Here is an 18,042-nt window from a genome sequence, read left to right as displayed (position 1 = left end):
CCGGGGCGACGCTCACCGCGCGGGCCGACTGGCGTCGTCCGCGTCCGCGCCCGTTGCTCCGGCGCCGAAGGCCGCCGCGCAGTACGCGGCCACCGCCTGTGACCGGGCGGTGCGGCGCACCCCGGCCGGCCGTGCCAGCACCACGCGGGTCGGGGGAACGGGGTCCGCGATCTCCCTCACGACCAGCGGACGGCCCTCGGAACTCTCCTTCGCCAGCCAGCGCTGGACGAGGATCGCATAACCGAGCCCCCGCGCCACGGCCGCCCTGATGACCTCCATGCTGCCGCTGCGCAGGCCCACCTTGGGGGTGATGCCCACCGACCGGAGAACCGCCTCGCTGTCGTACGTGCCGGGGGAGGTGACGGGGGTGATCAGCGGCTCGTCGGCCAAGTCGGCCAGCAGGACGGCCGCTCTCCCGGCAAGCCGATGCGCCTCGGGCAGCAGAACGTACGGCTTGAGGACCGAGACTGACTGCCAGTCGAGCCCGGTCATGTCCTGATCCGCGTACATCAGGGCGATGTCGCACTCGCCGTTCAGCAGGGACTGGCGCAGTGTCTCCGCCTGGCCCTCCACCACAGCGAGGTCGAGCCCCGGATGGCGGCCGACGAGCTCGTCCAGCAGTTGCGGCACCACCACCGGAGCCAGGGTCGACGTGCTGCCGAAGGTCAGCCGTCCCGCGATCTCGTCGCCCTCGGCGCGTGCGTCGGTCCTGAGCTGCCGCGCCAGGCTGAGCATTTCGCGGGCGGCCGGAAGCACCCGGGCACCCGCCTCGGTCAGCACCACGCCCTTGGCCTTGCGGCGGACGAACAACTGCACGCCCAGATGGCGCTCGAACCCGGCGATGCCCAGGGACACCGCGGTCTGCGAGATGTTGCAGCTCTCCGCCGCAGCACTGATCGTCCCCAGCGTCGCGGCCTGGACAAAGTACTCCACTTGCCGGAACGAGTAGTCCACCAGCATGGAGACTCCTAAGTTTTTCATGTCTTTAAGTAATAAAGAACAAGCTTTACAAATGATAAGGCCGCCGAGCAGTCTGAGGAAGTCCTCGACCGGAACCGGAGCCCCGGGCCCCGGGAACGGACGACCGCCACAGAAAGGGGCCCGTCACATGAGGGACACGCGTGTCGAGCTGATCCAGATGGCCACCACCCAGGACGTCGAGGCGAACATCGCGTCGGCGCTCGCCCGGCTGGACGAGCTGGCGGACTCCGGAGCCCGGCCGGACCTGGTGTGCCTGCCCGAGATGTTCACCTTCCGACCGCTGGGCTCCGTCCCGGTCACCGAGGTCGGCATTCCGGGCGGACACCCTCTGGCGGCCGAACTGGCCGCGCGCGCCCGGCGGCTGAACAGCTATCTGGTGGGCACGTACATCACCGAGGAGGCGGACGGCACCTACGCCAACACCTGTCGGGTGTTCAACCGCTCCGGTGAGCTGATCGGCTCGTACCGCAAGACCCATCTCTTCGACGCCCCCGGGCACGCCGAGTCCGCCCACGTCACCGCCGGTGAACGACTGTGCCTGGTCGAGGCGGACTTCGCGACGTTCGGCCTCGTCATCTGCTACGAGCTGCGCTTCCCCGAGATCGCGCGGACGCTGGCGCTCGCCGGGGCCGAATGCCTCGTCGTGCCCAATTCCTGGCCGATGGACGGCTCCGGGCGCACCCCCGAGGAACTGCGGACGCTGCTCGCGGCCACCGCGATCCAGAACCAGGCATATGTGGTGCACACCAACCAGACCGGCCGGGTCGCCGGTCTCGACCTTGCGGGCGGAACCTGCGTCCTCGACCCGCGCGGCCACGTCGTGGCCGACGCCGGAGGCAACGGTGAACAGACCGTTTCGGGCGCCCTGCGCGGTGCACACGTCGACGAGGCGCGCGCCCACCGGCACCTCTACGCGCACCGGCGGCCGGAGCTGTACGAGCCGTCCGCCGTCGCCCGCCTACGTGGCTGAACCACGCCCCCGACGGAGCAACACGGAAGAAACGAGAGGTGCACGATGCAAGACGGCCAGGCCGCGCTCATCAGCGCGGCGAGCCGGACACTGCGGCGGTACATGGAACTGTGCGACGTCCCGGCCGTCGCCTACGACCGCGAGGAACTCCGGGCGCTGTTCGCACCGGACGCCGTCTGGGAGGGCGCGGGAAAGTGGAACGCCGAGCGGTTCGGCCGGGTCAGCGGGGCCGACCGCATCGTGGAGATGCTGGAGACCAGACTCCCCCCGAACCCCCACTTCACTCTGAACGCCCACCTGCTCGGCCGGGGCACGCTGAAGCCGTGCGGCGGCAGCGGCACGGGCGTCGAGGGCCAATGGCCGATGGTCCGGCTCTCCACCTACACCGCGGGCGGGGCGAACATCACGCTCACCGAGCTCCGCGTGTGGTTCGAGGCGGACCGTGACCGCGCCCTGATCACCGAGTACCGGCCCCGTCGGCTCTGGTCGCAGGCGCTGGACCCCGAACAGGCCCGCGCCCTGGCCTTCGTCCTGGGCGTGGACACCGAGACAACGCATACGAGCACGAGGAGGGCAATGTGACAGCCGACGCCGAGTACCCGACGGCGCCGGACCGGGGAGCACTTGTCGCGGACGACCAAGTCGCCGCACAGGTCTACCTGGACCCGGACATCTACGAAGAGGAACTGGAACGCATCTTCTACCGCACGTGGAACTGCGTGGGCCACGAGAGCGAGTTCCCCGAGCCGGGCTCGTTCAAGACCCTGGAGATCGGCCGCCGTCCGGTCATCGTCAGCCGTGACCGCAAGGGCCGGATCAACGTCCTGCTGAACCGGTGCCGGCACCGGGGCGCACTGCTGTGCGAGAAGCCCTCCGGGGCGATGACCAGCGGCTTCACCTGCCCCTACCACAGCTGGTCGTATGCGCTCGACGGGCGCCTGCGCGGCATCCCCTACCCGGAGGGCTACCCCGAGGACATCGACAAGTCCCGGCTCGGGCTCCAGCGGCTGCGCGTCGAAACCTACGCCGGGCTCGTCTTCGCACACTTCGACGAGGACGCCGCACCGCTCCACGACTACCTCGGCGCCGCCCGCGGCTGGATCGACCTGTTCATGAAGCAGGGCGCCGGATACCCGCTGAAGGTCCAGGGCGCATTCAAGTTCCGCCACCGGGCCAACTGGAAAATCCAGTTGGAGAACGTCACCGACGGCTACCACTTCCCCCTGGTCCACCGCTCCTGGATGGCGAACGTCGACGCCGAGACCGCCGAGATGCTGTCCTTCATGAAGGACCCGCGGGCCGTCACCTACGGCCTCGACAACGGCCACTCCGTCGGGATCTTCGTCCCGGAGCACGTCGACCTCGGCGAGGACGACGGAACGGAGCCCCTTCAGGAGCGCTTCGCCTCGCTGGTCGCCGACCTCGCACCGGACCTGCCGCCCAGGGACGTGCGCAGACTGGTCCGCTCGCTGCACGGCGCCGGGTTCAACCTCACCATTTTCCCCAACCTCGCACTGTCCATGGGGTTCATCCGGCTGCTCAACCCGGTGGCCGTGGACGCCACCGACAACGCCCACATCGCCCTCGGCTACGAGGGCGGTCCCGAGGGCGCGAACAGGGAGAGGCTGAGGATCCACGAACACTTCCAAGGACCCTTCGGCTTCGGCACCCCCGACGACTCCGACGTGTGGGACCGCGTACAGCGCGGGGCCGTGGCCGACCCCGGCATGGCCATCCTGCTCGACCGCGGCCTCAACCGGGAGCAGACCTCCGACGAGGGACATCCCTGGTCGCACATCACGGACGAGACGGGCATGCGCACGGCGTACACCATGTGGAAGCGGTTGATGACTGATGTTCACTGAAACGGGGACCGGCACGGGCACGGTGGAGCGCCTTCCGCTCACCGATCCGGCGGCGCTCGCCGCCGTCGAACTGATCTACGAGGAGGCCCGGCTCCTCGACGACAAGCGCTACCGCGACTGGGAGGCGCTGTGGGACGAGGGGGAGACCCGCTACGTCCTTCCGATGAGCCGCGAGGCCACCGACTTCGACGCGGTGCTGAACTACGTCAACGACGACGCCGTCATGCGCCACCGCCGCGTGGAGCGTATGGCCGGCGGATACGCCGGGGCGGTGGAGTCGGTCGGCCGCACGGTGCGGACCGTCTCCCGCTTCACAGCCGACCGGACCGGCGACGACGAGGTACGGGTGACCTCCACGGAGATCGTGGCGGCCTACCAGCGCGGTGAACACCAACTCTGGGCGGCCGAGATGGTGCACCACATCGTCGGCCGGGAATGCGGCCCCCGCATCCGGACCAAGATCGTCCATCTCATCGACGCGGAACACACCCTGCGGACCTGTGGATTCCTTCTCTGACATCCCGCAGACCAGAACCGACAAGGAGCGGAGCATGCCCAGAATCTTCTTCAGGACCAGCGGCCAGGTACGTCCCGTGGACGCCCCGGAGGGCGTCTCCCTGATGGAGGCCGCAGTCCGCAACGGAGTCCCCGGCATCGCGGCCGAATGCGGGGGAGCCTGCGCCTGCGCGACGTGCCACGTCTACATAGGGAACTCCTTCCGCGCCCGGACCGGTGAGCCGGGCGTCTTCGAGTCCGAGATGCTGGACGAAGTCCTCGCCGAGCGTCGTCCCACGAGCCGGCTGGCCTGCCAGATCCGGATCACCTCGGACATGGAGGCCCTGGAGGTCGACGTCCCGGTGGCCGCCCCGTGAGCGGCGGAATGCTCGTCGTGGGCGCCGGGACGGCCGGAGTGCAGGTGGCGGCCTCGCTGCGGGAGTACCGCTACACGGGACCGGTCACCCTCGCGGGAGACGAGCACGAGGCCCCGTACCACCGGCCGCCGTTGTCGAAGTCCGTCCTGCTGGACCACGCCGGCGGTCCCGGAGCCCCGGGACCGCTGGCCCTGCGCCCCGAGGGTTTCTACCAGGAGAACGACATCGAACTCCGCCTGGGGGACCCGGTGCTGGGCGTGGAGTTCGACGGGCCCGGCAGCTCGTCGGGCCGGGCCGTGACCGCCGCCGGGCAGACCCTGGCGTTCGACGGGCTCGCGCTGGCGACGGGAGCCGAGCCGCGGCGCCTCGGCGTGCCCGGCGAGGACCTCGCCAACGTCCTTCGGCTGCGGCGGGCCGGTGACGGGGCCCGGCTCGCCGCGGCACTGCGTGCGAGCCGCCGCCTGTGTGTCGTCGGCGCCGGGTTCATCGGCCTCGAAGTGGCGGCCGCGGCCCGGCGCCTGGGGGTGGACACACAGGTGGTGGAGGTCGCGGACCGTGCCCTGGCACGGCTGTGCGCGCCACCGACCGCCGAACACCTCGTCCGCCGCCACCGGCGGTCCGGGGTGAGGTTCACCTTCGGCGCGGCGGTCACGGAGTTCACCGGGGACGGCGCGGTCCGCGGGGCCGTTCTGGACGACGGCTCCACCATCGACTGCGATCTCGTGGTGGTGGGCGTGGGGGCAGTTCCCCGAACCGACCTGGCCCGGGCCATCGGTCTCGACTGCGGCCCCGGAATCGTCGTCGACCGGCGGGCCCGCACCAGCCGCCCCGGCACCGTCGCCGCCGGGGACTGCACGCTGCGGCCCGCGCCCCTGACCGGATCGCGGGACCTCGGCGAACCCGGCACCCGGGTCCGCATCGAATCCGTGCACAACGCGACCGCCCAGGCCAAGGCGGCCGCCGCGAGCCTGCTGGGGGCCGAGGTCCCCGGTGGTGAGGAAGTGCCGTGGTTCTGGTCCGACCAGGGCGACGCCAAACTCCAGATCGCGGGACTGAGCGCCGGACACGACCAGTACGTGCTGCGCGGCGAGCCGGACAGCGGACGGTTCTCCGTCCTCTACTACCGCGATGGCCGGCTCATCGCCTGCGACGCGGTGAACAACCCCCGGGACTTCACCGCCGTACGGCGGGCCCTGGCGCGCGGCGCGAACCTGCCGCCGTCCGCGGTCCACGACGTGTCCGCCGGGCTCGGGGACCTGCTCCGCGTTGCGGTGGAGAGGAGTCCCTCGTGACCCACCGCCTCCTTCTCGTCTGCTACGCCGACACCTTCGGCTACGGATGGCCCCACGTGGACCTGTTCGTGCACGATGCGCACGGACGGGAGGTCAACTGGGTGCACTGGGCTGCGCCGGGAAATGGTCCGGAGGCCGCCGACCGCGCCACCGCCGCCGAGGAGCCGTCCCTGACAAGAGCGGGGGAGTGGGAGCGCCGGGTCGGCCCCAGTGGCGCCGTCCACTGGACGGCGGAAGCCGAGTGGACCGGGTGACGTCCACGCAACCGAGGGCGGCCCGGGGAATCTTCCCCGGGCCGCCCCGTTCCGGCTCAGTGCCCGAGCGCGGACCATGCGTCCTTGACCGTGCTCACGTCCCGGGTGTTCTCCTCCGCCGAGGAGTCCCAGTCCTTGCTGGCCAGTACCTCGGCCAGCGAGGTGTCGGCGGGGGCGAACACCCACCGGTGCTCGATGGCCGAGTAGTCCATGTCCGGCGCCAGGCCGGGAAGCTCCTCACCCCGCTCCAACTTCTTCAGGGTCTCCAGGAAGAACCGCCGCGCCTGGATCACGAGATAGTCCTCCGTGCACAGGTTCTCGCCGGTACGGTCCACGATCGGCCCCATGCTGTGCTGGATGGCCAGGTCCTGGAGGTGCACGCCCTCGAAACCGGAGAACGAGCGCCCCTCCGTCATCGAGGCCCGGTCCTGGCGGTACCGGTACCCGTCCCAGTTGGCCGACACATACCCGTTCCCCTTGTCGACCGCCGTGTATCCCTGGGTGGTGTCGATACGCGCCCGGTCGCTCGCGGTCAGCGGGCCGCCCGCCCGCCAGACGACCGAGTACACGTAGTGCGAGGTGTCGTCGCTGGGTACCCAGGCGTGGAACAGGCCGCCGTCCACACCGTCCTCGGCGTGCGAGAACATCGTGAAGAACGGCGACACGAGAGGGTGGATCCAGAAGACCGCCTCCGACTCGTCCTCCAGGTGGTAGCGGAACGCGGTCTGGAGCCCCCAGGACGCCGGCTCGGCCGCCGTCTGCGGCCGGGGATCGAACAGGAACTTGCCCAGCCGCGAGTTGCTGTTGCGCTGCCGTTCCCATTCGTCCCGGGAGTAATGCAGATAGCCGCCGTGCGCCGCGTCGAGGTCGCCTTCCAGCCCCTGGAGCCAGTTGCTGGGCTGGTAGAAGTGATTGGCCCAGACCTGGTCGCCGGAAAGGGCGTTGAAGGGCCACATCGGGAACTCGGGACGCAGTTCGGGCGGGCCCATGTACGTCCAGACGATCCCGCCCGCCTCCCGGGTCGGGTACGCGGTGTGCCGGACGGACTGGGCGAACCGGCTGTTCGGCGGCTCCGGCGGGGTCTCCAGAACCCGTCCGTCCGCGTTGATCTTCCAGCCGTGGTAGATGCACCGCAGCGCGCAGTCGTCCTCCGTCCGGGCGAGCACCAGCGAGGCCCGCCGGTGGGGGCAGCGCGCGTCCATCAGGCCGACCTGCCCGCTGCGCCCGCGGAAGGCGACGAGCCGTTCACCGAGCAGGTTGATCTCGAACGGGTCCGCGTCCGTGGACGGCAGCCGTTCCGACAGGAAGGCCGGGAACCAGTAGCGCCGCATCAGGGTCCCCATCGGGGTGCCCGGACCGGTCCGGGTGAGCAGTGTGTTCTCTTCCTCTGTGAAGAGCTTGGCCATGATGGGCCGCCTTTCGATCCATGCGTCGGGGAGGGAACCGCTGTCGGCCCCCTCTCGCAACCCGCGCGAACAGTGGGGGAAGGGGAGTGCCCGGAACGGGCTCAGGCCGCCCAGGACAGGGCGTCGACGGGGGTCCGGTCCGCAATGGCGCGTCGGGCCCGGGCCACGATCTCGGGACGGCCCACGGCGACGACGCCGCGCAGCCCGTCCGACCCGCCGTACAGGCAGAGCAGCCGCCCGCTCGCCCGGTCCTCCTGGACGACGGCGGCCGGGGTGTCGGCCAGGCCCAGAACCTGGACACGCAGGCCGTACTGGACGGACCACGCGTAGGGCACGCTGTCGAACGCGGTGCGCCGCTCGGGCTCCTCGAACAGGTTCCGGCCCGCGTGCGCCGCCTGCTCCACGGCGTTGGTCCAGTGCTCGACGCGCAGCAGACCACCGAACCGGCCGCTGTGCCAGCGCGCCACGTCCCCGACGGCCATCACCTCGGGCACGCCCGCCACCGTGCACGTCGCGTCGCACACGACGCCGTCGTCCACAGGCAGTCCGGACCCGGCCAGCCATTCGGTCTCCGGAACCGCGCCGATGCCCATCAGGACGGCGTCGCACGGTATGTGCGTGCCGTTGTCCAGTACCGCACCGGTCACCCGGTCCTCCCCGATGATCTCCCGCACCTGCGAACCCAGGAACAGCCGTACGCCGTGCTCGCGGTGGCGGGCGGCCATGAACGCGCCCAGCGGTTCGCCCCCCATCCGCAGGAGGGGAAGCGGCGCCGGGTCGACCACGGTGACGTCCATCCCCGACCCGACAGCGGTCGCGGCCACTTCGCACCCGATCAGGCCCGCGCCGACGACCAGCAGCGAGCCACCCGGCCGCAGCGCGTCCCGCAGGGCGAGAGCGTCGGCCACCGTCCGCAACCGGTGCACCCCGCGCGGCGGCAGCGGCGCGCCGGTGCGCAGTTCCCGGGGGCGGCTGCCAGTGGCCAGGACCAGCCGGTCGTAGCCGAGGACCGCGCCGTCGTCGGTGAACACCTCCCGGCGGTCCGGGTCCAAGCCCACCGCCCGGGTGCCGGTACGGACCCGCGCGCCGGGCGGGAGTGTCGTACGGAACCGGGCCCGCTCCAGGGGCCAGGCCCCCGACAGGATCTCTTTCGACAACGGCGGAGGATCGTACGGCGGGAACTGCGGGTCCGCCGAGACCAGGGTGACCTCGCACTCCCGGCCGCCACGCGCCAGGGCGTTCACCACCGAGGCCCCGGCCACCGAACCGCCGATCACCACCACGCGTTCGTTCGACACGCTCACTCCTGCGCCGACAGCCGCAGCGCGGCGACCGGGCAGCGGGCCACGGTCTCGTCGAGCAGGGGCCCGTCCCCGGGGGCGACCACGGCGCGCAGCAGATGCGCCGTGCCGTCGTCGCGGACTTCGAAGTAACCGGGGGCGAGGATCTCGCACTGCGCGTGCCCCTCACACAGTTCGGCGTCGAGTTCGATTCTCACTCTGTCTCCTGGGGGTTCCCGGCGCGCGGCGCGCCCTGTGGGGTGGGGCCGGATCCGAGGGCGGTTTGGCCGGGGCCGTACGGCACGTGGGGTGTCACGGTCCAGCCCGCGGAGTCGACGGGGGTGGAGAAGATCTCCTGGAAGTGCATGTCGGCGATGCGCCACGAGCCGCTCTCCTTGGTGAAGGCGACGACGTAACGTCCGGCGATCCAGACCGCGGTCGGGACGCCGTCGAGGACGACGGTGGCGGCCTCCCACGAGTACCAGCGGCCGCGGGCGGAGCCCGACGAGGTGATCTCGATGTCCTCGTTGGTGAGGAAGTGCATCGCCTGCGGCATCCACCGCCTCCGGGCGGCCGAGAACGCCGCCCGCTCCTCGCCACGGGCGCTGCGGGCGGTGTCGAAACGCTCGCTCAGACCGGTGCTCCGCCAGGTTCCACCGTGAGCGGTCCAGTAGCCGGGGCCCTTGGCGGGGTCGGTGCCGACAACGGAGGGCGGCCCGAGGGCGCGGACGGCGCCCGCGGCCCGCCAGGACGGCACACGGTCGTCACTGTCGTCCCCGCCGTCGCTCCGCCACTGGTTCCGTGACATCAGCCGCCGGATGGCCGCCTGGTCTTCCAGGGTGCTCAGCCGCTGGGCCAGCTCGTCGAGCCGGGTCGTGTGTTCCATGGCGGTCATTAGAGACGGGGGCGCCGCACCACTCCAGCGCCGGCCACCACTGAACAGTGGGGCATGCTGACAGCCGTCGACCGCGACTACGTCGACGGCGCTTCGAACCGCTGCTGGGCGGCGGACTTCATGAGTCTTCTCTCATTCGGCCCGGTGCTGAAACGGGACGTGCGGATCGTCGCCTGCACCTCAGCGCCGGGCAGCGCGGCACTGGCCTGCGTCACCACGCCGACCGTCGCCCTCGACACGGCCGCACGGATCGAGGCCGATCTGCTGGCTCGCCGGGCTCGTGCGGAGCAGGCGGGTCGGCTCGGAGAGATCGAGGACATCGACCTCACGCTCAGCTTCCTCCGCCAGAAACGCGAGGAGAGCCAGCGGCTGGCTCTCCTCGCGCCGGTCAATCTCGGCATGCCGGTCCTTCGCCCCCAGGGGCGTGCCCCACTGACAGCTCACCACCGCTGGTCGTTGGTTGGACCGAGGGCATCGGCCTGACCCCGACCTTCGTCCCCGCTGATAGATTCCCTCTGGTGAGCGAGCAACTCCCCAGTGGCGGCATCGAACTGTCACCCGCCGAGCTCGATGCCCTCGACGCCAGATGGTCATCCTGCTGGACCCCGTGCGAGGTCGCACAGCACCTGGCCGGGATCGCCACGCCCTGGTGTGTGGCCGCAGGCTGGGCGCTGGATCTGTTCCGCGGCACGCAGACGCGCGAGCACGGGGACATCGAAATCGCAATCCCCACCGCAAACTTCCCCGAGGTTCGCAACCGCTTCCCCGGATACGTCTTCGACGCGGTCAGCAGCGGCCGGATCTGGGAGAACGCCACACCAGACGTGCTGGCCGCCACACACCAGACCTGGGTACGCGATCCAGCCACCGGCAACTACCTACTCGATGTATTCCGCGAACCCCACGACGGCAAGACCTGGATCTGCCGACGCGACGAGACGATCCGGCTTCCCTACAGCGAGATCATCCACCATACCCCGGACGGCATCCCGTACCTGGCGCCTGAACTGGTCCTGCTGTTCAAGGCCAAGCACGCACGTCCCAAGGATCAGGCAGACTTCGACGCAACTCTCCCGCACATGATTTCAGCTCAGCGCACGACACTGGCCGAGCTCCTCGCCCGCGCACACCCAGGACATCGCTGGCTCGGGAACCTGTAACTCCGCGCGATCTACCCGGAGGCATCACCGGTCAGGATGCAGCAGGCGTAACGGGCCTCGCCACTCGAAGACCCGTGCGGTCGGGGGCGCCGGCTGCTCAGCGGGGCGGGCGCAGCCGGAGCACCGCGGTCCCGCCGACGCCTCCGCAGCCGCCGGTCGTGGCCGGCCAGGACGATCGCGCCGGGACCGCGCCCAGGGCGCCAACGGCACGTCGGCGACCGGGAGCCACACCTCGGGAGCGGTCCCGGCCGACACGTCGGTGGCTCACACTTCGGGCGCCCCCGTTTCCCTCAGCTCGCCGTCGGCCAGCCGCAGCCAACGGTTCACCCCGATCCGGGCGAGGAAACGCTCGTCGTGGCTGACCACCACGAACGCTCCCCGGTAGGAGCCCAGCGCGCTCTCCAACTGACCCGCGCTGACCAGGTCGAGGTTGTTCGTCGGCTCGTCGAGGAGCAGTAGTTGCGGGGCCGGTTCGGCGCACAGCACGCAGGCCAGGGTGGCGCGCAGCCGTTCGCCGCCGGACAGCACGCCCACGGGGAGATGGGCGCGGGAACCCCGGAAGAGGAAGCGTGCGAGCAGGTTCATCCGCTCCGCCTCCGGCCGGTGCGGGGCGAACGCGGTGAAGTTCTCCGCGACGCTGCGGTCCGGGTCCAGCAGGTCCAACCGCTGCGAGAGGTAGGCGACCCGGCCGTCGGCCCGCTTGATCCACCCGCTGTTCGGTCCGGGGTCGTGGGCGGGTGCGGGTGAGCCGTTCCGCTCGCCGTCCTGCGTGTCGTCGGCCGGATCCAGATCGCCGTGGATCAGCCGCAGGAGCGTGGTCTTGCCGGCGCCGTTGGGGCCGGTGAGCGCGATGCGCTCGGGGCCGCGAATGGTCAGGTCGATGCCCTCACCGGCGAACAGAGGCCGTTCGCCGTGCCCGACCCGCATCCGCTCGCCCAGGAAGAGAGTGCGCCCGGCGGGCACGACGGTGTCCGGCAGGTCCAGGGTGATCCGCTGCTCGTCGCGCAAGGCGCGGCCCGCCTCGTCCAGCCGGGCCTTGGCCTCGCCGACCCGGGAGGCGTGCATCTGCCCCGACCGGCCTGCGGCCTCCTGGGCGCCCCGCTTCATGTTTCCGGCGACGATGCGCGGCAGACCGGCGCTCTTGAGGTTGCGGGCGGCGTTGTTCGCGCGGCGCTCGGCGCGTTCGCGGGCCTGCTGCATCTCCCGCTTCTCGCGCTTCAGTTCCTGCTCGGCGTTGCGGACGTTCTTCTCGGCGACCTCCTGCTCGGCTTGCACGGCTGCTTCGTACTCGGTGAAGTTCCCTCCGTACAAGCGGAGTTGACCTTCTTCGAGCTCGGCGATGCGTTCCATTCGGTCGAGCAGTGCCCGGTCGTGGCTGACCAGCAGCAGGCAGCCGCCGAAGTCGTCGAGCGCGTCGTAGAGCCGGTGACGGGCGTCGAGGTCGAGGTTGTTGGTCGGCTCGTCGAGCAGCAGTACGTCGGGCCGCTTCAGAAGCTGGGCCGCCAGGCCGAGCGAGACGATCTGGCCGCCGCTGAGCGTGCTCAGGCTCCGGTCGAGGGCGAGATCGCCGAGACCGAGCCGGTCCAGTTGGGCTCGGGTGCGCTCTTCGATGTCCCAGTCGTCACCGATGGTCGTGAAGTGTTTCTCGCTCACGTCCCCGGACTCCACGGCGTCCAAGGCCCGGATCACCTCGTCGACGCCCAGGACCTCGGCCACCGTGAGGTCCCCGGTCAGGGGGAGGGACTGCGGGAGGTAGCCGGGCGTGCCGACCACGGACACGGAGCCGGTTCGGGGCCGCAGCTCACCGGCTATCAGCCTGAGCAGGGTGCTCTTGCCGGAGCCGTTGGGAGCGACCAGGCCCGTCCGGCCGCGGTTCAGCGTGAAGGACAGGTCCTGGAGGACGGGTGAGCCGTCGGGCCAGGAGAAGGACAGGTTGGAGCAGATGACGGAGGCGTCTGACATGGGAAGACCTCAAGGGGAACACGGGCAGGCCGACACCGGTGCCCGGAGCATGAATGAAGGGAACGACGAAACGGGCCACTACGGTCTCGCGATGCTTCTGGGCATCGGCCGGCGGCCGGTCGGGGCGGTATCTCACCCCGAGATGTCGTCGTCCCCTACCACGTTCGGTCTCCTCGATACACGATCAACGTCGCCCGGAGTCTAACAGCGGCGTCGCGGTGGCTGCTCGGTATTTATCGGGCCGCCGCGACGGCCCGGGGCGGGCCTCTTGCGGCCCTGCGGCCCAGGGTGCCGTTCCCCGGGGGCTGGGTTCATGGGCTGGGGCCGCAGGCTCGTGTCCTGCAGCCCGAGGTCCGCGGCGGCCGGTGTGCCCGGAGTACATCCTTGGTTTATCGTTATTCGATAATATCGATAAACGATATGGAGGATCGTCTGTGGGTACGAAGTCATGGTGGAGCCGTGGCGACCAGCGGGCGCTTGAGCTGGGATGCGTGCTGGGAGTGGGCCTGGTCGGACTGTTCGGTGTGCTCGTACCGCTCCTCGGGGTGGTCGGCGTCCTCGACCCGATCACGCACCGGGAGGTACGACTCGAAGAGAGAGGACCGGCCCCGCACGCGCTGCTGGGCGGAAGCGACGGGCCGGCCCTCATCGGTACCGATCGCGCCGGACTCGTCTTCGCCCACCCCGCTTTCGGGGAGCGGCTGCTGCTCGCGCTGCCCGATATCGCCGGTGGTGTGCTGCTGATCGTGATACTCGGCCTGCTGTTCCGGATGGCCCGGAGCCTGCGCGGCGGGGAGGAGTTCACCGCGCGGAACGTTCGCAGGCTCCACGCCGTCGCGGCGACGGTGTTTCTCATGAGCCTCCTCGTGCCGCTGCTGGAAGCCGTCACGACCAGCCTGCTGCTGCGCGGCACGGACTCCGACGGGCTGGCTCCGTTCTCCGTCACCTACTCCTTCTCGTACTTGCTTCTCGCGCTTCTGATCGCCGCCGTCGCCGAGGTCTTCCGGCGGGGCACCCGGCTGCGCGCCGACACCGAGGGGCTGGTGTGACGGATCCGGCACCGGAGCACCGTATCGAGGTCCATCTGGACCGGCTGCTGGCCGAGCGCGGGATGACGCTGACCCAGCTTGCGGCCCGGGTCGGGGTCTCGGTCGTCAATCTCTCCGTGTTGAAGAACGACCGCGCCAAGGCGATCCGCTTCAGTACGCTCACCGCGCTCTGCCGTGAACTGCGCTGCCAGCCGGGGGATCTGCTCGGCTACCGGGACGAGTGACGGGCCGTCGCACGGGCGGGGGCGTCCGGGCGGCGGGCGCCCTGAGTCCTGTGCCGTGCCCTGTGCCGTGCGTGCGGCGTGGGCGGCCAGGCCGGCGTGTCCGGGGCTGGTGCCACGGCGGGCGGGTCCAAGGCTCGTGTGTCCGAGCCGCGTGTTCGAACCCCGCGCGTCCAAGGCTTGCGCGTCCACGGCTGGCGTGTCCCATGCCCGCGCGTGCGGACGTGGCGCATCCGGAGCCGTGCGCCCGGACGCCCCGCAGCCGGGAAGCACATCGCCACGGTCTCGTTCGTTTCGTGGTGACGACTGAGTCACAGGGCTGTCCCGGGCGCGTCCCATGCTCTCAGCCTGTCGAAATTTGCTGGTTAGTCTGATCCGGCTCCGGGCGCCACATCCGGCACACCGGACACGAACTTCGCAGAAGACGGGGAACAAGACCATGAGCCGAGACGACCTGTCACGCCGTCGGGTGATGAGACTCGCGGGCAAGGGGCTGGGGCTGGCGCTGCTCGGGGCAGGTGTGTGGGGATGCGCGCCGGAGGACGAGCCCAGCGAAGGCACCGCCACGCGGGAACCGGGAGGCGGAGGGAACAAGGACCCCTTCACCACGCCGCCCGCGGGCACCGCCCCCCAACCGCTGTGGCAGGCTCCCGCGGCCAATGACGGCCTGGTCGGAAATGACGCAATCGCCGTGGTGGGCGACATGGTCATCGTGTCCGGCGACCCGTTGGTGGCACGTGACATCGCCACCGGAAAGGAGGCGTGGTCCCGCAAGGGTGTCACCACCCCCGGAGCCTCCCTGCTCATAGGCTCCGGCACCCTGTACCTCGCCAGCGCCGAGTACGACGGGAACGTCATCGGCCTGGATCCCGCCACCGGCAAGGAGACCTGGCGGAGCCGCCTCGGCAGCCAGTACGCGGAGCCCCGGCCGATCGCCGTCGACGACGACCACATCTACGTCACCGGCGGCATCCTGGACAAGGACTTCAGGACTCCGGACAACGTGGTCGCGGCGATCGACACCACCTCCGGCAAGGTCGTCTGGCGCGAGCAGCGCGACCACGGCACGGAGGAGACCGGCATCACCGCCGTGGCCGTCGGCGGGCGCCTTGTCTACACCGACTACCGAGAGAACGTCACCGTCCGCGACACCAGGACCGGACGGCAGATCTGGACGAAGAAGATCGGCCGGTCCAACCACAGTGAGTTCGCCGTCCATGAGGACCTGGTCATCCTCGCCGACGGGGGCCGGCTGCGCGCCTTCAAGCTGGCCGACGGCACGGAACACTGGTCGCTCGCCGCCGAGGAGTTCAGCCGGTTCAACGGTCCGGCGGTCCTCGACGGCGTTCTCTACGTGTCCGACAGCGTCCACGGCCTGTGGGCCATCGACCCGGCGACCGGGAAGAAGAACTGGCACAACACCGACCTCCTGGAGGCCGCGTTCCCCTGGAAGTTCGCCAAGGTCGGCAAGACCCTCTACGGGGCGACGGAGTTCGACGAGAAGGGCGGTGTCCATGCCTTCGACGCCGCGAGCGGAAAACTGCGCTGGACGTACAACGACGGCACGGGCGACATCCAGAAGTGGTATCTGACGGCCCAGGGGAAGCGCTTGGCGGCCCTGCACGGAAAGAAGGTGACCGCCCTGCCGGCCGTGTGACGCCGAAGCCTGCGAACGGTCAGGCCGAGGATCCGCTGTCGATGACCAGGTCGGCGCCGACCACCGCGCCGGCTGCGGGCGAGGCGAGATAGAGCACCGCGGCCGCCACTTCTTCGGCTTCCGCGACTCGGCCGAGCGGGTTTTCTGTCTTCACCCGCTCGGCACGGTCGGCCTCGGTCTCGCCGGGCCGCAGCGACATGGGAGCAGCGGAGGCGCCGGGGCTGACGGCGTTGATGCGGATGCCCTGGTGGATGTGGTCGAGAGCGGCGGCGCGGGTCAGCGCGGAGACCGCCGCCTTTGAGGTGATGTACGCGGCGACGTTCGGGATCCGCAGGTGTGCGCCCAGGCTGGAGGAGATATTGACGATGGCGCCGCCACCGTTTCCCTTCATGTGCGCGATCTCGTGCTTCATGGCCAGCCAGACGCCGGTGACATTGGTTCGCAGCACCGCGTCCCAGTCCTCCTCGCTCACCTCACCGACGGGTACAGTGCCGCGGAGTATTCCGGCGTTGTTGACCGCGATGTCCAGTCCACCGAAGCGGGTAACGCTCTCGCGTATGAGGTTCTGAAGCTGGCTGGAGTCCGTGACATCGGCGGTGACGGCGGTGGCCGTGCCGCCGGTGGCCTCGATGAGACCGACCGTCTCGTCCAGGGAGGCCGCGGTGCGTCCCGCGGCGACCACGGATGCGCCCTCGGCGGCGAAGGCGAGCGCGATTGCGCGGCCGAGGCCGGAGCCTGCGCCGGTGACGAGGACAGTCTTGCCGGTGAAGCGGTTCATTTCGGTGGCTCCCTTGAGTGATGGATTACTTGGTGCGGTGGTTCAGAAGGGCGACGGTGGCGAGAGCGGCCCCTGTTGCGGCCAGGGACGAGGCGTCGCTGCCGAGCGTGAGCACGATCGCGAACAGGAGGGTCGGGCCGAATTCCATCGCGGTGTTCAGCACGCCGCCCACGAGTCCGGTCTGCCGCTGCGGCACGCCTTCGGTGGCGAGCACGGCGGCTCCCGCGAAGGAGGCCGCTGTGCCGGCCGGCAGCAGCACGAGGCCCGGCAGCAGTCCATACCCGTATGAGATGTGTGCGTCGATCCCGGTGAGCGCGAGGAGAGTGAGCCCGGCCGCGCCAGTGCCGAGCCCAGCGGCTGTGACGGTTCGGGCCCCGTACCGGCCGATGAGCGGTCCTGCTGCCCGGTTCGAGGCGATCAGCGCAACAGCGAACGGTACGAACGCCGCCGAGGTCTGCAGCTGTGACCAGTCGCGCGCCTGCTGGAGTTGGAGCGAGAGGAACACGAAGGTCATCGTGGTTCCGCAGGCGCTCAGTGCGATGGCCGCGAGAGCGAGGAACCGCCGCCGGTCGAGCAGGAAGCCGGGCGGCAGCAGCGGGTCAGGGGCGTGGCGCTCGGCGTACCAGAACGCGGCCAGCAGCGCGGCCCCGCAGAGCAGCGGCGTGAGCACGCCGACCGACGACCAGGGGCGGGTATCGGTGACGATGAGCCCGTAACTGGCGAGGGCGATCCCGGTGGTGGCGAGCAGAGCACCCGGCAGGTCGAGAGTCCTGCTCCGGCTCGGCGTGGTGTCCGGCAGCAGCCGGGGCGTGAGGGCGAGGGCTGCGAGGGCCACCACGAGCGGTACGGCGAAGGTCCAACGCCATGACAGCAGCGCTGAGATGACGCCGGAGAGCAGATTGCCCGCGGTCGCGCCGAGTACCGAGAGCCCGCCCCAGGTGGCCATCGCCCTGCTGTACGCGGGTGGGGAGGGAAAGACGGCGTGCAGCACGGCCATGGCGGCGGGCGCGATCAGAGCCGCCCCCGCCCCCTGCGCGAAGCGCGTGACGAGCAATGTTCCCATGCCGGGGGCCAGCGGGACCGCGGCCGAGGCGGCGGCGAAGAGGACCAGGCCCGCGTTGAGGGCGCGCCGACCCCCATAGCGGTCCGCGAGGCGTCCGCCAAAGAGCAGCAACCCGGCGAAGGTCAGTCCGTAGGCAGCGCTGAGCAGGATCAAGTCTGCGCGCTCCAGGTCGAATTCGCGCCCTATGAGGGGCAGCGGTATGGCGAGCGCAGCGAGCGTGAAGATCAGCGTGGTCTGGACGCCACCGAGGAGGACGAAGGCGTATCGCTGATGCGTAGTGGCGACGCGGGCAGCGCCCGTGGCGATCATGCCTTCCTCCTTATATTGGACCGATCGG

The 18,042-nt window shown here is 70.4% G+C and carries 20 protein-coding genes; 12 read left to right on the top strand and 8 right to left on the bottom strand.

Going from position 1 to position 18,042, the window contains the following annotated elements; all coding sequences use genetic code 11:
* Positions 1-12 precede the first annotated feature (12 nt).
* A complete protein-coding gene (locus ACIHCL_RS17765; protein WP_399862671.1) occupies positions 13-981 on the bottom strand; it encodes a LysR substrate-binding domain-containing protein in 969 nt (322 codons plus the stop codon).
* Between the two features lie 127 nt (positions 982-1,108).
* Here ACIHCL_RS17765 and ACIHCL_RS17760 point away from each other — a divergent pair, with 127 nt between their 5' ends.
* The 7 genes from ACIHCL_RS17760 to ACIHCL_RS17730 are packed head-to-tail and all read left to right on the top strand — an operon-like array spanning position 1,109 to position 6,234.
* Positions 1,109-1,951 carry a carbon-nitrogen hydrolase family protein gene (locus ACIHCL_RS17760; protein ID WP_399862669.1) on the top strand — a complete coding sequence of 281 codons (843 nt, stop codon included), beginning with the start codon at positions 1,109-1,111 and terminating at the stop codon, positions 1,949-1,951.
* Positions 1,952-1,996: 45 nt separating this feature from the next.
* Complete coding sequence (locus ACIHCL_RS17755; protein WP_399862667.1) at positions 1,997-2,533, top strand: nuclear transport factor 2 family protein; 537 nt, start codon at positions 1,997-1,999, stop codon at positions 2,531-2,533.
* Positions 2,530-3,816, top strand: a complete 1,287-nt coding sequence (locus ACIHCL_RS17750; protein WP_399862665.1) for a Rieske 2Fe-2S domain-containing protein — start codon at positions 2,530-2,532, stop codon at positions 3,814-3,816. The genes ACIHCL_RS17755 and ACIHCL_RS17750 overlap by 4 nt, the downstream gene beginning before the upstream one ends.
* Positions 3,806-4,333 carry an aromatic-ring-hydroxylating dioxygenase subunit beta gene (locus ACIHCL_RS17745; protein ID WP_399862663.1) on the top strand — a complete coding sequence of 176 codons (528 nt, stop codon included), beginning with the start codon at positions 3,806-3,808 and terminating at the stop codon, positions 4,331-4,333. The genes ACIHCL_RS17750 and ACIHCL_RS17745 overlap by 11 nt, the downstream gene beginning before the upstream one ends.
* 34 nt (positions 4,334-4,367) lie before the next feature.
* A complete protein-coding gene (locus tag ACIHCL_RS17740) occupies positions 4,368-4,688 on the top strand; it encodes a 2Fe-2S iron-sulfur cluster-binding protein (RefSeq protein WP_399862661.1) in 321 nt (106 codons plus the stop codon).
* On the top strand, positions 4,685-5,980 hold the full coding sequence (locus tag ACIHCL_RS17735; protein ID WP_399862659.1) for an NAD(P)/FAD-dependent oxidoreductase: 1,296 nt from the start codon (positions 4,685-4,687) through the stop codon (positions 5,978-5,980). The genes ACIHCL_RS17740 and ACIHCL_RS17735 overlap by 4 nt, the downstream gene beginning before the upstream one ends.
* The gene (locus ACIHCL_RS17730) at positions 5,977-6,234 is read left to right on the top strand and encodes a hypothetical protein (RefSeq protein WP_399862657.1); all 258 of its coding nucleotides are present in this window, start codon (positions 5,977-5,979) and stop codon (positions 6,232-6,234) included. Before ACIHCL_RS17735 ends, ACIHCL_RS17730 begins: the two co-directional genes overlap by 4 nt.
* A gap of 56 nt (positions 6,235-6,290) precedes the next feature.
* Here the strand turns inward: ACIHCL_RS17730 and ACIHCL_RS17725 are convergent, their stop codons facing one another.
* From ACIHCL_RS17725 to ACIHCL_RS17710, 4 genes are all read right to left on the bottom strand, one after another.
* Entirely contained in the window at positions 6,291-7,640 is a 1,350-nt protein-coding gene (locus tag ACIHCL_RS17725; protein WP_399862655.1) for a Rieske 2Fe-2S domain-containing protein, read from the bottom strand.
* 101 nt (positions 7,641-7,741) lie between these two features.
* Positions 7,742-8,938 carry an NAD(P)/FAD-dependent oxidoreductase gene (locus ACIHCL_RS17720; RefSeq protein WP_399862653.1) on the bottom strand — a complete coding sequence of 399 codons (1,197 nt, stop codon included), beginning with the start codon at positions 8,936-8,938 and terminating at the stop codon, positions 7,742-7,744.
* A 2-nt stretch (positions 8,939-8,940) separates the two neighbouring features.
* Positions 8,941-9,138 (bottom strand): ferredoxin, encoded by a 198-nt coding sequence (locus tag ACIHCL_RS17715; protein WP_399862651.1) that lies wholly within the window; start codon positions 9,136-9,138, stop codon positions 8,941-8,943.
* Positions 9,135-9,806, bottom strand: a complete 672-nt coding sequence (locus ACIHCL_RS17710) for a nuclear transport factor 2 family protein (RefSeq protein WP_399862649.1) — start codon at positions 9,804-9,806, stop codon at positions 9,135-9,137. The genes ACIHCL_RS17715 and ACIHCL_RS17710 overlap by 4 nt, the downstream gene beginning before the upstream one ends.
* A gap of 63 nt (positions 9,807-9,869) precedes the next feature.
* Between ACIHCL_RS17710 and ACIHCL_RS17705 the strand changes: the two genes are divergently transcribed.
* Positions 9,870-10,298, top strand: coding sequence for a hypothetical protein (locus ACIHCL_RS17705; RefSeq protein ID WP_399862647.1), 429 nt, complete (start codon positions 9,870-9,872; stop codon positions 10,296-10,298).
* A 35-nt stretch (positions 10,299-10,333) separates the two neighbouring features.
* Positions 10,334-10,975 (top strand): nucleotidyltransferase domain-containing protein, encoded by a 642-nt coding sequence (locus tag ACIHCL_RS17700; protein ID WP_399862645.1) that lies wholly within the window; start codon positions 10,334-10,336, stop codon positions 10,973-10,975.
* Positions 10,976-11,239: 264 nt separating this feature from the next.
* Here the strand turns inward: ACIHCL_RS17700 and ACIHCL_RS17695 are convergent, their stop codons facing one another.
* Positions 11,240-12,937 carry an ABC-F family ATP-binding cassette domain-containing protein gene (locus ACIHCL_RS17695; RefSeq protein ID WP_399862643.1) on the bottom strand — a complete coding sequence of 566 codons (1,698 nt, stop codon included), beginning with the start codon at positions 12,935-12,937 and terminating at the stop codon, positions 11,240-11,242.
* Positions 12,938-13,371: 434 nt separating this feature from the next.
* Between ACIHCL_RS17695 and ACIHCL_RS17690 the strand changes: the two genes are divergently transcribed.
* The 3 genes from ACIHCL_RS17690 to ACIHCL_RS17680 all read left to right on the top strand — a co-directional run bounded on the left by ACIHCL_RS17690 (position 13,372) and on the right by ACIHCL_RS17680 (position 15,864).
* Entirely contained in the window at positions 13,372-13,986 is a 615-nt protein-coding gene (locus ACIHCL_RS17690) for a DUF2975 domain-containing protein (RefSeq protein WP_399862641.1), read from the top strand.
* Positions 13,983-14,210: a helix-turn-helix domain-containing protein gene (locus ACIHCL_RS17685; RefSeq protein WP_399862639.1), complete on the top strand. Its 228-nt coding sequence runs from the start codon at positions 13,983-13,985 to the stop codon at positions 14,208-14,210. The genes ACIHCL_RS17690 and ACIHCL_RS17685 overlap by 4 nt, the downstream gene beginning before the upstream one ends.
* A gap of 436 nt (positions 14,211-14,646) precedes the next feature.
* Positions 14,647-15,864 carry a PQQ-binding-like beta-propeller repeat protein gene (locus tag ACIHCL_RS17680; protein ID WP_399862637.1) on the top strand — a complete coding sequence of 406 codons (1,218 nt, stop codon included), beginning with the start codon at positions 14,647-14,649 and terminating at the stop codon, positions 15,862-15,864.
* 19 nt (positions 15,865-15,883) lie between these two features.
* Here ACIHCL_RS17680 and ACIHCL_RS17675 read toward each other — a convergent pair whose 3' ends face one another.
* Together ACIHCL_RS17675 and ACIHCL_RS17670 are read right to left on the bottom strand one after the other, a co-directional pair.
* Positions 15,884-16,642 (bottom strand): SDR family NAD(P)-dependent oxidoreductase, encoded by a 759-nt coding sequence (locus ACIHCL_RS17675; protein WP_399862636.1) that lies wholly within the window; start codon positions 16,640-16,642, stop codon positions 15,884-15,886.
* 25 nt (positions 16,643-16,667) lie between these two features.
* The gene (locus ACIHCL_RS17670) at positions 16,668-18,014 is read right to left on the bottom strand and encodes an MFS transporter (protein ID WP_399862634.1); all 1,347 of its coding nucleotides are present in this window, start codon (positions 18,012-18,014) and stop codon (positions 16,668-16,670) included.
* Positions 18,015-18,042 lie beyond the last annotated feature (28 nt).

This window comes from Streptomyces sp. NPDC052042 (assembly GCF_044548345.1).
In the GTDB taxonomy this organism is placed as follows: domain Bacteria; phylum Actinomycetota; class Actinomycetes; order Streptomycetales; family Streptomycetaceae; genus Streptomyces.
The sequence above is the reverse complement of the archived record's forward strand: the minus strand, read 5'-3'. Positions and strand labels throughout refer to the sequence as shown.